We start from the raw sequence: 15,288 nt of genomic DNA on the forward strand, positions 1-15,288 counted from the left end.
TTTTGGAGTCTATATAGTATGCATCAATCAATCAAAACTATCATCGTACTATTAATTTCTATGCAACTTTTTGCAACTGAGGTTAATCCAACAGAAGAAAGTCCACCAATTATCTTCTCAAAAGCCGAATTTATTAATGCCTTTACAACGCGTATTCCGTTTAAAGTTATAGATCAGCTTATAGTTGTAGAAGTAGAAATTCTAGATAAGCAAGGCAACTTTATTATTGATACAGGTTCGGAAACGTTAATTTTAAATAGTGCGCATTTTAAGCCCACTAGAAAGTATAAACAAGAAGGACGCAATAAAAGTGGAGTTCATAAAGACATAGAAAATGTAAAAGAAAAATATCTCGACTTATTAAGTATTAAAGATATTAATCTTAAAAAAATCAATGCAGATGTTATTGACCTATCTCATATTGAAAAAATCAAAAAAATTAAGGTTTTAGGTATTATTGGCTATAGTATTCTTAAAGATTTTGAAGTGTTTATAGATATGCACCTAAACCAAATAACATTAACTAAAATAGATAAAAATGGTGATCGTTTATCTGATAAAGTATATGCAGAAACGATGCACGATAGCATAAATTTTACATTAAAAAAACACACTATAATACTCGATGCTTCAATTGATAATCATAAAGTGAAATTTGGATTAGATACAGGTGCAGAGTACAATCAGCTTAATAAAAATATTGATTCAGAAATTTTAGACTATTTTTATCCTAACAAAAAATTAAAGCTCACAGATGCTAGTGGTACAACAATGCAAGTTATGGCAGGAAAATTGTTTAAAGTTAAATTAAATGATTCAATTTACTTTGGTCCAATGAAAACTGTGCTTACTAATTTAAGAAAAATGAACATTGCGTTTAGCACTAATCTCGATGGTATTTTAGGTTTTGAATTTTTTGCACAACAACGAACAATTATTAATTACAAAAAACAGAAGCTCTACTTTATAAAGTTTCCTATAATAGCACCTTGAAGATAAAACAATATCATATTCTTTTACTATGCCTCTCATTTCTATATGCCACTAATATTTGTGCGCAAAGCAAAACTATTAAAGGTTTTGATATCAAAGGAGAGGAAGTCATTTTTATTTTTAATGTTAACGATTATCCTAATATTAAAAACAATGGTGATACCATAGACAATGTTTATGTGTCTGGTGAATTTAATAATTGGGCAAAAGATCAGTGGCCAATGCAAAAAGTAAATGATTCAATTTACCAATTAAAAAAAGACTTGTCACTTTTTACATCAAATTTTGGATGGGAATTTAAATTTATTGTAAATGGTAAACATTGGGCCGAACCCTCGAGCGATGTCGAAAATAGTGTAGGTGCAAAAGATATATATGGATTCCCTTTAATGGTGTATAACCTAAAATTTTATAGTGCTTTTGCTACTGATTATGGCAATGTTAGTTTTAAGCTCAAAGGCTATAAAGATGCTGAAAAAGTTATTCTCAGTGGCACATTTAATAGATGGGACGAAACTGGGTTTATTATGAAACCAAATGATGATGGCTGGGAAATTATTTTACAATTACGTCCAGATATTTACCAATATAAATTTATCGTTGATGGTAATTGGATTGAAGACCCTCAAAATCCTTCAAAAGTTGAGAATGAATACGACGGCTACAATTCTATTATAGATGTTCAAAAAAACGTAAAATTTCAACTCTGTGATTTTGAGGATGCAAAAACAGTTATCCTAAGTGCTGAATTTAATAATTGGACAGAAAGCGAAAGTAAAATGACCAAAATAGACGGTTGTTGGGTATATAACCAAAGGTTGTCTGGCGGTAAATACCACTACAAATTTATAGTTGATGGTACATGGATTACTGATCCTGCAAATACAGTTAAGGAGTACGACGGAGAAGGACATATTAACTCCGTGTGTATGGTAAAATAGTCTACCTCAAAACTTGAAGTTTAGCAAATCGCAATAGTAACTTCTTCGTTTCACCTTTTTGAAATTTAATTTCTGCCTTAGCATCAGCACCTTTTCCTTCTATTTTTATAACCTCACCTCTACCAAATCTTTGATGGTTTACTTTAGCTCCAACCACCAATTTTTCATCATATGATTCTGAAGCACTTTCAGCTTTTGCAACAGGCTTCATTTTTTTAGGTGCACTTATCTTAAAATTCTCAGGTTTAGATTTGGTTGTTTTTTTTGGCATTTTTGCTACTTTAGGTTTTGCAAATCGTACACGATTTGGCTCAATATCTCCAAATATAGATTCGTCTAACATTGGATTAAAACGTTGTTCTTTCAAAGGAGTTACAATATCAACATACTCATCATCAATCTCTTCTATAAATCTACTTGGCTCAGCATCTATTAATTTTCCCCAACGATAACGAGACAATGTATATGTTAAATAGGCTTGTTTTTCTGCTCTTGTCAAAGCTACATAAAATAATCGACGTTCTTCTTCGAGTTCGCTTCTTGTGTTCATACTCATGGCACTTGGAAACAAGTCTTCTTCCATACCAACGATAAACACATGTCCAAATTCTAGACCTTTAGCTAAGTGAATTGTCATTAAAGCAACATGATCTGGATCCCCTTTATCTGCATCTAAATCTGTTGCCAAAGCCACATCTTCTAAAAACTCAGCTAAAGAATCTCCTGCATCTGCTAATTCTATTTGCCCTTCAACAAAATCCTTAATACCATTTAATAATTCCTGAACGTTGTCCATTCTGGTAACACCTTCTGGTGTTCCGTCTTTGTTCAACTCCCTAATTAATCCACTCGTTTTGGTAACATGTTCAGCTAAATCAAAGGCATTAGCTGTTTGATTCATAACTTGGTAACTTTCAATTAAAGTAACAAAATCCTTTAACTTATTTTTAGTTCCGTTATTTATCTTAAGGTCTAAATTGTCTATATTCTGTATAACTTCGAATATGGTTTTACCATATCCATTAGCCGCTACAACTAATCTGTCTATTGTAGTTTGCCCAATACCTCTTGCTGGATAATTAATTACACGCTTAAGCGCTTCTTCATCTGACGGATTCAATATTAAACGTAAGTAGGCAGTTACATCTTTAATTTCTTTTCGCTGATAGAATGACAAACCTCCATATATACGATACGGAATATCTCTTTTACGCAACGCATCTTCAATGGCACGAGATTGTGCATTGGTGCGATACAATACTGCAAAATCACTGTTGTGCAGTTGCTTATTCATTTTAGTTTCCCAAATTGTACTAGCTACATAACGTCCTTCGTCACCATCAGTTAATGAACGATGTACTTTTACTTTTTCTCCAACGTCATTAGCTGTCCAAACAATTTTATCGAGCTTGGTTTTATTATGTTCAATAACCGAGTTTGCTGCACCTACTATCATTTTGGTTGAGCGGTAATTCTGCTCAAGACGATACATTTTAACACCATCGTAATCTTTCTGAAAATTTAGAATGTTATTAATATTTGCACCACGAAAGGCATAAATACTTTGCGCATCATCACCAACCACACAAATATTTTGAAAACGATCTGCTAATGCTCTTACAATAAGGTATTGAGAGTGGTTGGTATCTTGATACTCGTCTACCAGTATATATCTAAATCTATTTTGATATTGTGCCAACACATTAGGAAAACGCGTTAACAATTCATTAGTTCTCAATAATAAATCATCAAAATCCATGGCTCCAGCCTTAAAACAGCGATCTACATATTCTTTATAAATCTCACCCATTTTAGGACGTCTTGCCATAGCGTCCGCCTCCATTAATTCTGGATTTTTAAAATAGGCTTTAACCGTAATTAAACTGTTTTTATAAGATGAAATTCGACTATAAATCTGTTTCGTTTTATAAATATCCTTGTCAAGTCCCATTTCTTTAATAATGGAACCCATTAACTTTTGAGAATCTTGTGTATCGTAAATCGTAAAATTGCTCGGAAACCCTAAATGATGACCTTCAAATCGTAAAATCTTGGCAAAAACAGAGTGAAAAGTCCCCATCCATAGATTTTTAGCTTCACTATCACCAACAATATCTGCAATACGGCCTTTCATCTCCTTGGCAGCTTTATTGGTAAATGTCAATGCTAATATATTAAAGGAGTCAACACCTTGATCCATCAAATACGCAATACGATATGTTAAAACACGTGTTTTTCCAGAACCAGCTCCAGCAATGATAATCATTGGACCATCCTTCTGTATAGTAGGCGCTAATTGTGCGTCATTAAGTTGACTGAGATACTTTTCCAAATGCAATTTTTTTTCGAGCTGTGAAATTAAGAATTGTGCTAGGTTTTACCATATATAAACTACAATAATTATAAACAATATATTAAGAGTTTTGTTTTATCAAATTTCAATATCTTAGTGCAAATTTTAAAATTATGAAGTCAGCTTTTGCTCTATTCCTTTTAGTTTCAACATTTACTTTTGCTCAAAGCACTATAGAGCAAGACATTACAAACATTGAAGAAAAACTCATTAAATGGAGGCGCCATTTTCATCAAAACCCAGAACTATCTAATCAAGAATTTAAAACAGCTGAAAAAATCGCTGATCATTTAAAATCTCTTGGATTAGAAGTAGAAACAGGGATTGCTATTACTGGTGTTGTTGGATTATTAAAAGGAGATTTACCCGGTAAAGTTGTTGCGCTAAGAGCAGATATTGATGCCTTACCTGTAACAGAACGAAATGACTTACCGTTTAAATCTGAAGTAAAAACTACATTTTTAAATACAGAAACGGGAGTAATGCATGCTTGTGGTCACGACACACATATTGCTATTTTAATGGCTACAGCTGAAGTTTTATCTAAACACAAAGACAAAATTAAAGGTACCATTAAGTTTATTTTTCAACCTGCTGAAGAAGGTCCACCACCTGGTGAAGAAGGCGGCGCAAAATTAATGATTAAAGAAGGTGTTTTAGATAACCCAAAAGTAGATGCAATATTTGGTTTACACATCAATGCTGGTACACCTGTTGGTGTAATAAAATATAAGAAAGGTGGTATTATGGCTTCTGTTGAACGTTTTGTAATTGATGTTAAAGGAAAGCAGACACATGGTTCTCAACCTTGGGGAGGCGTTGACCCTATATTAATTTCGGCAAAAATTATAGATGGCCTACAGACCATAATTAGTAGAGAAGCTAAGCTAACTGATGAGGCTGCGGTGATTACAGTTGGAAAAATTACTGCTGGCACACGTTTTAATATTATACCAGAAACTGCACAATTAATAGGAACAGTTCGAACCTTAGATCCAGATATGCGATCGATGATTGAAAGACGAATGAAAGAAATGACTGAAACTATTGCTAAAGCTTATGGAGGCGAAGCAACCATTTCATTTAGAAACCAAACGTCTATTACCTTTAACGATCCTGATTTAACAGATAAAATGTTACCTTCTCTTCAAAAAGCCGCTGGAACTGAAAATGTACAACTTATGAAAGCGACTACTGGAGGTGAAGATTTTTCTTATTTTCAAGAAGTAGTTCCGGGTATTTACTTCTTCTTAGGAGGAATGACTTCAACCGATGAACCAAAAGGTGCCTTTCCGCACCACACACCAGATTTTATGATTGACGAAAGCGGTATGCTTCTTGGCGTAAAAGCTTTTACACAACTCACTTTAGACTATTTAAACAATTAATTTATGGATTCCATTTTAGAATTCTTAGGCTCTATATCTTGGTGGCTATGGGTAATTATTGCATTAATTATCGTTGCTATTAGAGATGTTTTACAAAGACAGCATACAATTCAACACAACTTTCCTTTAGTAGGCCATATTCGTTATTTATTTGAAAGTATTGGCCCAGAAATTCGTCAATATTTCGTTGCCAATAATAGAGAGGAATTACCATTTAATAGAATAGAACGCAGTTGGGTCTATGCATCCTCCAAGAACGAAAACAATTATGAAGGTTTTGGTACAGATAGAGATATCTACGCACATCAGCATATATTTATTAATAATGCAATGTTTCCGTTTAAAACAGAGGGCAATCATCCTAACGCATTAGACAAATCATTTTTACCATGCGCTAAGGTCATGGGAGAATTCAATAAAAGACGTAAACCGTATCGCCCAGCTTCTATTATTAATATTTCTGCAATGAGTTTTGGTTCGCTTTCCGCAAAAGCTGTAGAATCATTAAATAAAGGAGTAAAATTAGCCGATGCATACCACAATACAGGTGAAGGAGGTTTATCTCCATATCATAGCCATGGTGGTGATGTTGTTTTTCATTTTGGAACCGGTTATTTCGGTGTTCGGGCTGAAGATGGAGGGTTTTCAATGGATAAAATGAAAAAGCTTGTTGAAGACAATCCTTTTATAAGAGCTATTGAAGTAAAACTATCTCAAGGAGCAAAACCTGGAAAAGGTGGTGTACTCCCTGGATCTAAGATTACAAAAGAAATTGCAGAAATAAGAGGTGTAGAAGTCGGTAAAACAGTATTGTCACCACCAAATCATAAGGCTTTTTCAACAGTACCAGAAATGCTCGATTTTATTGAAGCTATCGCTGAAGAAACAGGATTACCAGTTGGTATAAAAGCTGCTATTGGTAAATTAGATCAATGGAAAGAATTGGCAGATTTAATGGTTAAAACTGGTAAAGGACCAGATTTTATCACAGTAGATGGTGGCGAAGGCGGAACTGGAGCAGCACCTCCAAGTTTTGCAGATCATGTTTCATTGCCATGGGTTTATGGTTTTGGCGATCTTTATAAATTATTTAAAGACAAAGGACTCACAGAACGCATTGTTTTTATTGGAAGCGGAAAATTAGGCTTTCCTGCTAAAGCAGCAATGGCCTTTGCCATGGGCGCAGACTGTATAAATGTGGCACGAGAAGCCATGATGAGTATTGGTTGTATACAAGCTCAAATTTGCCATACGAATCGTTGTCCTTCTGGTGTTGCAACTCAAAGTAAATGGTTACAACGTGGTATAGACGTTCCTTTAAAATCTGAACGTTTGGCTCAATATTTTAAAACCTTTAGAAAAGAGTTTATAGAAATTACCCATTCTGCCGGTTACGAACATCCATGTCAATTTACAATGGACGATATCGAAGTGAATGTAGATGATCATAATCTCTCAAAAGAATTAAGTAACACTTACCAATATAACAAAACTAAAGTTCCGTTTATTTCGATGCAACATTTAAAAGAATGTGAGTATCTTGGCGGAGTAAAGAAGAATTAATTTTATGGAACAACAACTTTTAAACCTTTTAATGTACACAATACCTGCTTTAGTAACAGGTGCAATTGCCTATATGTTTTTTAGAGAACACACAGATAACGAAAACAACAGACGCAACTTTCTAATTACTAAAGATTTGCAAAAAGAGGCATTTCCAATTCGACTGCAAGCATATGAGCGTATCACTTTATTTTTAGAGAGAATCTCACCATCTAAATTATTGGTAAGAGTAAACCCAACGTCTTCAAATAAAGATGATTACGAAGCGCTACTTATAGCTAATATTGAGCAAGAATTTGACCATAATTTATCGCAACAAATTTATATTTCAGACGAATGTTGGAATATTATCAATGGTGCAAAAAATGCTACAATCCAGTTAATTAGAAAAGCAAATATGTCTGAAAAAACAGATTCAGCCAATAAACTTCGTGAAGTTATTTTAACTGAGCTAATGGAAAAACAACCACCAAGCAACACTGCTTTAGCATATGTTAAACAAGAGGTTAGCAAAATGTGGTAGACAAAAGAGAATTATTAAATTATTAGGATAGTGGTAATTTACTCTCAACACACTTTTGCATCTCCAGTATATTTTAACCGTATAAACTGAGAGCAAATACGTAAGTATAAACAACCACTGAAAAATACAAAAGACAAACGCCAAGCGAGAGATGAAAATTTAATTTATCATAAAATCGTACTTTTTTGTGCAACCTTTTCTCTTTTATGCATCTTAATAATAAACACTTTATGAAACGCCTTGTTTCTCTCTCTCTTATTTTTATTATAATTTCATCTTGCTCTAACAATAAAGAAAATGATTTTTCATCACTAATTTGTAATGTTGAAAAACCTACAGAAGATTTAGATTGGCTAGAATCTGAAATTGATATTTTGACAGACGAAGGAGATCAATACAATTATATAAAACAAGCCGAATACAATAATCAGACAGTATTTATATTTGCTAATTGCAACCCTTTAGTTAACTCTGTATTTTTCGTTAAAACTTGTGATGGACAGAATATTGGTATCATAGGAACGCGAGAGCAAGATATACCTTGGAGTATTCTTAATAATGGTGAAATTATATGGAAAGCTGATGATTCAGAATGTAATTTGTAAATCAACCAATACTCAATAAAACATAGTATTAGTCATCTTCATGACGCATTTCCGCATAATCATATCCTTGTTTCCACCATTTTTCCATTAAACGTTTACTAAAAATTAAAGAGTTCTCCGTAAGACTTGTTGGTGTGTAATACAAATTCAGCTTTACGTTATTGTTTTTAGCAGCCAACTTACCTATAACAATATCATTACGCTCTACCTGATCTAACAAATGACTAAAAAGACTAATCATTAAAGAAAATGGATTTTTACCAAGTACCTTTTGCTTACCCAATGTTTCAGCTTCTAACACAACTGCATCGACCTCTGTTGCTCCTCTTTTAATAGCTTCACGGATAGGAATTACACAACCTAATCCTCCATCTGCATATTCGTAACCGTTTACTTTTGCAAGCGACATAAACGGAATGTAATTACAAGAAATCCAAATCCAATTACAAAACTCTTCATAGGAACACTCATTAATAGACTTGTACTCTACTCTATTCATCGATAGATTAGATACAGTAACCACCACATCGTGTTTGTTTGTTTTTATTTTTTCATACTCCTCGTAAGTGAAGTTTTTTCTAATATTTCGTCTTAACGCCTTACTTTCGCCAAAGGTTCTTTTACGTTTTATAAACTGCCATAAGGAATTTACAAAATCAATAGAGACATACTCTCTATCACCCTTTTTGCGCTGTACAAACGGGCTAACACTAAAAATATCTTGCTGCTGAACGTTAGTAAATATATCGTAAAGCTTTCCTATTTCGTTTACAGCTAAATGTGGAACAAGTAAACTTCCTGTAGATGTTCCTAAAAACATATCGTACTCGCGTTTTTTGTGCTCCATAAGATATTGGGCTACTCCACCAGCAAACGCACCTTTACTTCCACCTCCAGATATTACTAATGCTCGCATTAATCTTGTTTTTGCTTTAATTGTTCGGATAATTGTTTTGCAAACTTAACCAATCTCCAGTTATGATGCGTTTTTGCATTTTCTAAATTAGATTGACATTCCGTATTACAAGCTTTTATTAAATCTAAATACTGAAAAGCACTAATACGCAAATCCGCATTGTAGCGCTCATTTGTATAACTAACCAGTTCATTATAAACTTGCTGCTTTTTATCTTTTTGAAAATCTGGCGTGTTTAAGTTTAATACCAACCACAACAATCTCACATTCTTATCATTAAACCCAATAACATTTTGAGTTTTGGCTAGAAATTTAGAGCGCTCTAATGGGAAATTAACCCATAGATTATACAATGCACTTTCTATAGTAATGTACGACTTGTCATCTAATAAAGATTCGTAATCTTCCTTTAATGCTTCCGGAATTTTTGTAACATACTGAGAAATCGCTTGCCTTACCTTTAAACTATTCTTAAATACATCTTTAGTGACTAGCTCTGGTACTTGCGATATAATCTTCACTTTAGCCTCATCAGAAACATAGTATTTTAAATATTCTGCACATTTAGAAGTTTTAGCTTCACAATCTACCATAATATATTCTTGAATAAATTTTGATTGTCGCTTCAACAAATCCATTGCCTCATCAAAAGGAAATTCCTTCGACTCTATCCACTTACTCGTAAACTCAGACATATCCTGCTCTGCAAGCAATTCAACTTCACTTATAAAATCTGAAGTTTCCACATTTCCAAACTGATGTTTTTCGAGATAATTTTTTACAGCTTGCTTAAAAATTGCATCTCCAACCATATCTCTCAAAGCATGTAAAACCCAAGCTCCACGTTGATAAAACGTTAAACTGCTCGACTTTGCATTTAACAATGAAGTGCCATTACCAGCCAAATCTTGTTTTTGTAAATCTTGAGCAGATTCAAATAACTTAAAGTAAAAATAATTGTCTTCAAAAACTTCGCGTTCCGCCAATAATGCGTAGTAAGTTGCAAAACCTTCTTGCAACCAATGGTGCTCACCAGATTTAGCAGTCACTAAATCACCAAACCATTGATGCGCTAACTCGTGCGCATTTACATTAACATAGTTTTTGTCATTAAAACCAATAGCATCGACTACAAAAGCATCAGAAAAAATTGTGGCACTTGTATTCTCCATGCCTGCATATAAAAAATCGTGAACAGGCACTTGTTTGTAGTTTTGCCACGGATAAGCGAAACCAATTTCCTCTTCTAAATAATCAAACATACGTTTACTATAGCGATACGTTGATTCAACTTTTAAAGAATCTTTTGGATAATAGTAATGCTCTAATGGAATGCCACTATTAGACGTTTCCATCGCTTTACTATATTTACCGACAACAACCGCTACTAAATAGCTAGACATTGGTTTTTGCATATCAAATTCCCAAAGAAAATATCCAGCATTATCTGATTTAGATTTTAAATTACCATTAGAAACAACCGTATAATCCCTAGGAGCAAGAAATTTTAAATCGAACTCAATTTTATCATTAGTATCATCTAAGCTAGGCAACCAGTTACTTGTATACTTTCCTTGTCCTTGCGTCCAAATCTGATTTCTCCCTTCATTATCCCAACCCACAAAATACATGGCTTTTTTGGGAGCATTAAAAAAAACAAAACTCAATTTATAATTATCACCTTTCTTAAAGTTATTATAAACGATAATCTTTTTGCCATCATTACTAAATTTTGCTTTAGAATTATTTAAGGCCACATGTTTAAACCTCATATTAACAGCATCTAAATAAACGGAATCTACATCCTTTAAAATTTTAAAATCAACAGCGTAAGAGTTATAAATTGTACTATCCACCGACAATTGATTAAATACTATCAGTGCATCCACTCTTTTAAAATCTACATTGTCAGTTTGCTGGGCAAAGGAAAAGTTGGTTAGAATAAAACAAAAAATGAATAAAACGTTCTTCATAAATAGAATTTGCACAAGAATAAGACCAAAGTAAGCAATTCAAAACTCAAATTACAAAAACTAAATTCCAAATAACAAAGAGATTCATTTTTTAAAAGGAATTGGGTAAATTCGCAACTATGAGTGTGAAGCTACAAACTCCCATTGACTACCTCAAAGGCGTCGGCCCAAATAGAGCAGATTTATTGCGCTCAGAATTGGGTATTCATACCTACCAAGATCTCATAAACTTGTTTCCAAATCGCTATATAGATCGCACCAAATACTACAAAATTAATGAGTTACAACGCAATAATGCAGAGGTACAGGTCGTAGGTGTTATCACTGGATTTAGAGAAGTAGCTCAAAAACGCGGCAAAAGGCTCGTCGCTGATTTTAAAGATGAAACTGGTACCATGGAACTCGTTTGGTTTAGAGGTCAGAAATGGATACGCGATAGCTTAAAAATTGGTAAACCTTATGTCATTTTTGGAAAAACCAATTGGTTTAGTGGAAAATACAATATGGCGCATCCAGAGATTGAATTACAATCTAATCACGACAGCAATTTACGCTCCGCCATGCAAGCCATTTATCCATCTACAGAAAAACTATCTAATAAAGGCATTACAAATCGGGTAATTACCAAAATAATGCAACAGTTGTTTATAGAAACTAAAGGACAGTTTGTTGAAACATTATCAGATTCAATTAAAGGCGAATTGAAATTAATTTCAAAATCTGATGCCCTTTTTAACATCCATTTTCCCAAAAGTCCAGAGCTACTTTCTAGAGCTCAATTCCGATTAAAATTTGAAGAATTATTTTACATCCAATTGCAATTAATTCTTAAAAACCTGATTCATAAATCAAAAATAAAAGGCTTTCCGTTTGATAAAGTTGGTAATTATTTTAACACCTTTTACAACGAGCATTTACCCTTTGAATTAACAGCCGCACAGAAACGCGTTTTAAAAGAAATAAGACAAGATTTAGGCAGCAATGCACAAATGAATAGGCTTTTGCAAGGCGATGTAGGTTCTGGAAAAACCATAGTAGCCTTTATGTCAATGCTCATGGGACTTGACAACGGATTTCAGTGCTGTTTAATGGCGCCTACTGCTATTTTGTCAGCACAACACTATAACGGATTACTAGAACTATGTAAACCTTTAAATATCAGTATTTCACTATTAACTGGTTCAAGTAAAACTTCAGAACGAAAAGAAATTCATAAAAACCTCGAAAATGGAAGTTTACAGATCTTAGTTGGCACACATGCGCTACTTGAAGATAAGGTGAAATTTAAAAATTTGGGACTAGCCATTATCGATGAGCAACACAGATTCGGAGTTGCACAACGGTCAAAATTATGGCACAAGAATACCTCTCCTCCACATGTGCTTGTTATGACTGCTACTCCAATTCCAAGAACCTTGGCCATGTCGGTTTATGGCGACTTAGATATTTCAGTTATTGATGAATTACCAGCAGGAAGAAAGCCGATAAAAACAGTTCATAGATATGATAACAATCGATTGAAAGTTTTCAAATTTATGAAAGATGAAATTGCCAAAGGCAGACAAATTTATATTGTGTATCCATTGATTCAAGAAAGTGAAAAAATGGATTACAAAGATTTAATGGATGGCTACGAAAGCATTTCTAGAGAATTTCCAATGCCAGAGTATCAGATTTCGATAGTTCATGGAAAAATGAAGCCAGCAGATAAAGATTACGAAATGCAACGCTTTGCTAATGGAGAAACTCATATTATGGTAGCTACTACGGTAATTGAAGTTGGTGTAAACGTACCAAATGCGTCGGTAATGATTATAGAAAGCGCAGAACGCTTTGGTTTATCACAACTCCATCAATTGCGTGGTCGTGTGGGTCGTGGCGCAGAGCAGAGCTATTGTATTTTAATGACCAGCCATAAACTGAGCCAAGATAGCAAAACCCGATTAGAAACCATGGTACGTAGTAGCGATGGTTTTGAAATTGCAGAAGTAGATTTAAAACTTCGTGGTCCAGGAGATATTATGGGCACACAACAAAGTGGTGTTTTAAATTTGCGCATTGCAGATATCGTAAAAGACAAGGACATATTACAACAAGCGCGTTATTATGCAAAAAGTGTTTTAAAAATCGACCCAAGTCTTGGATTACCTGAGCATAAGACTATTTTAAACACTTACAGACAGATGCATAAGTATCGTAACATATGGAATTATATTAGTTGATAACATCATTACCTAGATTCTGAAACAAGTTTAGAATGACAAATAATATAGTTTTAATGATTTTGATAAGGTTCTTGCTTCTAAAGCAATAAAAAAAAAGGCCTAGAACCAACAACAACTAGACCTTTTAAAACACAATTATTCGTGTTTTGCTGATGAACATTTTTAATGCTATAATTAACAATACCCCAAATTACACGCATTATAAAAGCAAGTCTGTTAGGGAGTTGTTAAAGAAACAATCACTAATGTTAATTAACGTATTATTAAGAGTAACCATTACTTTCTGTTAATAAAGTTTGAACTATTTAATACTCTAACCCATTGATTTTTAATGTGAAAAATTATAACTTCGTTTAACGACTGATATAAGTCTGTTACTGAGCGTAGTCGAAGTATTGAAAACAGACTCACATCATTAAAGTTGCCCGCAAGCTGACAAACGAACTCAAATGAAACGACAGATCATAATAATATCTATTTTTATTATTGGAATGATATTATTGTTTTCCTGCAATAGAAAAATAATAAGTTCACCTCGTACCATTACAAATACAAAATCAAACGTTAACGAAAAAAAACCTTATTTAATATTAATCTCACTTGATGGTTTTAGATGGGATTATGTAGAGAAATATAATCCACCTAATTTGAGTTTATTCATTAAAAATGGTGTTAAGTCAGAATCACTAATACCTTCATTCCCTACTAAAACTTTTCCGAACCATTACACGATTGCAACAGGACTTTATCCAGACAAACATGGAATAATAGGAAATATATTTTATGACTATAAAAAAGACACTCTATTTAATAAGAAGAATCCTAAAATGGCAGAAGACGGGAGTTTTTATGGAGGTTCACCAATTTGGGTAGAGGCAAGTAAGGCAAATATTGTCACTGCCAGTTATTTCTTTGTAGGAACTGAGGCTAATATTCAAGGAATCAGACCAACATACTATTATAAATTTGATAATAGCGTTAAAAATCAGGAACGTGTTCATCAAACAATAAATTGGTTGAATTTAGAGAAGAAAAGCAGGCCACATTTAATCACTTTATATTTTGGTGATATGGATGAAGTTGGACACGACTATGGTACTAATGATGACGAAAAATTGAAAACGGCATTGTTTGAACTAGATAAAAATTTAGGCGATTTGTTTGAAGGAGTATCAGAAACTAATCTTCCGGTAAATATTATTATCGTTTCTGACCATGGTATGGGAAATCAGTCTACTAACAAAATAATACCAATAGATTCTATTGAAAACGATGAGTTATTCATGACAATTGAAAACGGTACAATAGTAAATATTCATCCAAAAAAAGATGTTGAAATAGATTCTGTACTACAATATTTAAAACAAAAGGAAAACAATTTCAAAGCTTATAAAACTGAAAATACACCAGGTTTTGAATACATCCCAACTAATAAAAATTGGGGTGCAATACAATTAATACCAGATTACGGTTATCATTTTTGGAATCAAAGACGAAAAGACGCTCTTACTGAAGAGGGTGTTAAAATATTTGGCGTTCATGGCTATGATAGCAAATACAAAGAAATGCATGGAATATTTTACGCGAATGGTCCAGCCTTTAAAGATGGTTATGAAATACGTTCGATAAAAAACATTCACATCTACCCATTGATGTGTAAGATTTTAGGATTGAAAATTCATGAATCGATAGATGGAGATATAAATGAAATAAAAAGTGTTTTAAAAGAAGACAATTGAATTAAGAATAAAGCCAGCAGGTAACACGGTGTATAATTAATTGCCTGGTCACTGACGACTTAGGAACAT

The 15,288-nt window shown here is 33.3% G+C and carries 11 protein-coding genes; 8 read left to right on the plus strand and 3 right to left on the minus strand.

The genetic code is table 11. The annotated features are described in order from the left end of the window. Positions 1 to 18 precede the first annotated feature (18 nt). Positions 19 to 993: a pepsin/retropepsin-like aspartic protease family protein gene (locus tag H8K90_RS16135; RefSeq protein WP_222611375.1), complete on the plus strand. Its 975-nt coding sequence runs from the start codon at positions 19 to 21 to the stop codon at positions 991 to 993. Then, a complete protein-coding gene (locus tag H8K90_RS16140; protein ID WP_186847029.1) occupies positions 990 to 1,934 on the plus strand; it encodes a hypothetical protein in 945 nt (314 codons plus the stop codon). Before H8K90_RS16135 ends, H8K90_RS16140 begins: the two co-directional genes overlap by 4 nt. A 1-nt stretch (position 1,935) precedes the next feature. On the opposite strand, the gene H8K90_RS16145 is transcribed toward H8K90_RS16140, so the two are convergent. Then, a complete protein-coding gene (locus tag H8K90_RS16145) occupies positions 1,936 to 4,266 on the minus strand; it encodes an ATP-dependent helicase (RefSeq protein ID WP_186847030.1) in 2,331 nt (776 codons plus the stop codon). 134 nt (positions 4,267 to 4,400) lie between these two features. Here H8K90_RS16145 and H8K90_RS16150 point away from each other — a divergent pair, with 134 nt between their 5' ends. From H8K90_RS16150 to H8K90_RS16165, 4 genes are all read left to right on the plus strand, one after another. Further along, complete coding sequence (locus H8K90_RS16150; protein WP_186847031.1) at positions 4,401 to 5,675, plus strand: M20 family metallopeptidase; 1,275 nt, start codon at positions 4,401 to 4,403, stop codon at positions 5,673 to 5,675. Between the two features lie 3 nt (positions 5,676 to 5,678). Further along, positions 5,679 to 7,238 (plus strand): FMN-binding glutamate synthase family protein, encoded by a 1,560-nt coding sequence (locus H8K90_RS16155; protein ID WP_186847032.1) that lies wholly within the window; start codon positions 5,679 to 5,681, stop codon positions 7,236 to 7,238. A 4-nt stretch (positions 7,239 to 7,242) separates the two neighbouring features. Further along, positions 7,243 to 7,761, plus strand: coding sequence for a DUF7935 family protein (locus H8K90_RS16160; RefSeq protein ID WP_186847033.1), 519 nt, complete (start codon positions 7,243 to 7,245; stop codon positions 7,759 to 7,761). 230 nt (positions 7,762 to 7,991) lie between these two features. Continuing rightward, entirely contained in the window at positions 7,992 to 8,366 is a 375-nt protein-coding gene (locus H8K90_RS16165; protein ID WP_186847034.1) for a hypothetical protein, read from the plus strand. Positions 8,367 to 8,394: 28 nt separating this feature from the next. Here H8K90_RS16165 and H8K90_RS16170 read toward each other — a convergent pair whose 3' ends face one another. Both H8K90_RS16170 and H8K90_RS16175 read right to left on the minus strand, forming a co-directional pair. Further along, the gene (locus H8K90_RS16170; RefSeq protein WP_186847035.1) at positions 8,395 to 9,282 is read right to left on the minus strand and encodes a patatin-like phospholipase family protein; all 888 of its coding nucleotides are present in this window, start codon (positions 9,280 to 9,282) and stop codon (positions 8,395 to 8,397) included. Continuing rightward, the gene (locus H8K90_RS16175; protein WP_186847036.1) at positions 9,282 to 11,255 is read right to left on the minus strand and encodes a M1 family metallopeptidase; all 1,974 of its coding nucleotides are present in this window, start codon (positions 11,253 to 11,255) and stop codon (positions 9,282 to 9,284) included. The genes H8K90_RS16170 and H8K90_RS16175 overlap by 1 nt, the downstream gene beginning before the upstream one ends. Positions 11,256 to 11,374: 119 nt before the next feature. Between H8K90_RS16175 and recG the strand changes: the two genes are divergently transcribed. Beyond that, on the plus strand, positions 11,375 to 13,477 hold the full coding sequence (gene recG / locus H8K90_RS16180; protein WP_186847037.1) for an ATP-dependent DNA helicase RecG: 2,103 nt from the start codon (positions 11,375 to 11,377) through the stop codon (positions 13,475 to 13,477). A gap of 452 nt (positions 13,478 to 13,929) precedes the next feature. After that, entirely contained in the window at positions 13,930 to 15,219 is a 1,290-nt protein-coding gene (locus H8K90_RS16185) for an alkaline phosphatase family protein (RefSeq protein ID WP_186847038.1), read from the plus strand. The last annotated feature ends 69 nt before the right edge of the window (positions 15,220 to 15,288 follow it).

The sequence above is a fragment of the Winogradskyella echinorum genome (assembly GCF_014297365.1).
Taxonomy (GTDB): Bacteria; Bacteroidota; Bacteroidia; order Flavobacteriales; family Flavobacteriaceae; genus Winogradskyella; species Winogradskyella echinorum.

Excerpts from the sequence above, each read along its gene's own strand:
- recG (WP_186847037.1), top strand. The coding sequence starts at position 11,375 with ATGAGTGTGAAGCTACAAACTCCCATTGACTACCTCAAAGGCGTCGGC.
- H8K90_RS16150 (WP_186847031.1), top strand. The coding sequence starts at position 4,401 with ATGAAGTCAGCTTTTGCTCTATTCCTTTTAGTTTCAACATTTACTTTT.
- H8K90_RS16170 (WP_186847035.1), bottom strand. The coding sequence starts at position 9,282 with ATGCGAGCATTAGTAATATCTGGAGGTGGAAGTAAAGGTGCGTTTGCT.
- H8K90_RS16185 (WP_186847038.1), top strand. The coding sequence starts at position 13,930 with ATGAAACGACAGATCATAATAATATCTATTTTTATTATTGGAATGATA.
- H8K90_RS16175 (WP_186847036.1), bottom strand. The coding sequence starts at position 11,255 with ATGAAGAACGTTTTATTCATTTTTTGTTTTATTCTAACCAACTTTTCC.
- H8K90_RS16160 (WP_186847033.1), top strand. The coding sequence starts at position 7,243 with ATGGAACAACAACTTTTAAACCTTTTAATGTACACAATACCTGCTTTA.
- H8K90_RS16155 (WP_186847032.1), top strand. The coding sequence starts at position 5,679 with ATGGATTCCATTTTAGAATTCTTAGGCTCTATATCTTGGTGGCTATGG.
- H8K90_RS16135 (WP_222611375.1), top strand. The coding sequence starts at position 19 with ATGCATCAATCAATCAAAACTATCATCGTACTATTAATTTCTATGCAA.
- H8K90_RS16165 (WP_186847034.1), top strand. The coding sequence starts at position 7,992 with ATGAAACGCCTTGTTTCTCTCTCTCTTATTTTTATTATAATTTCATCT.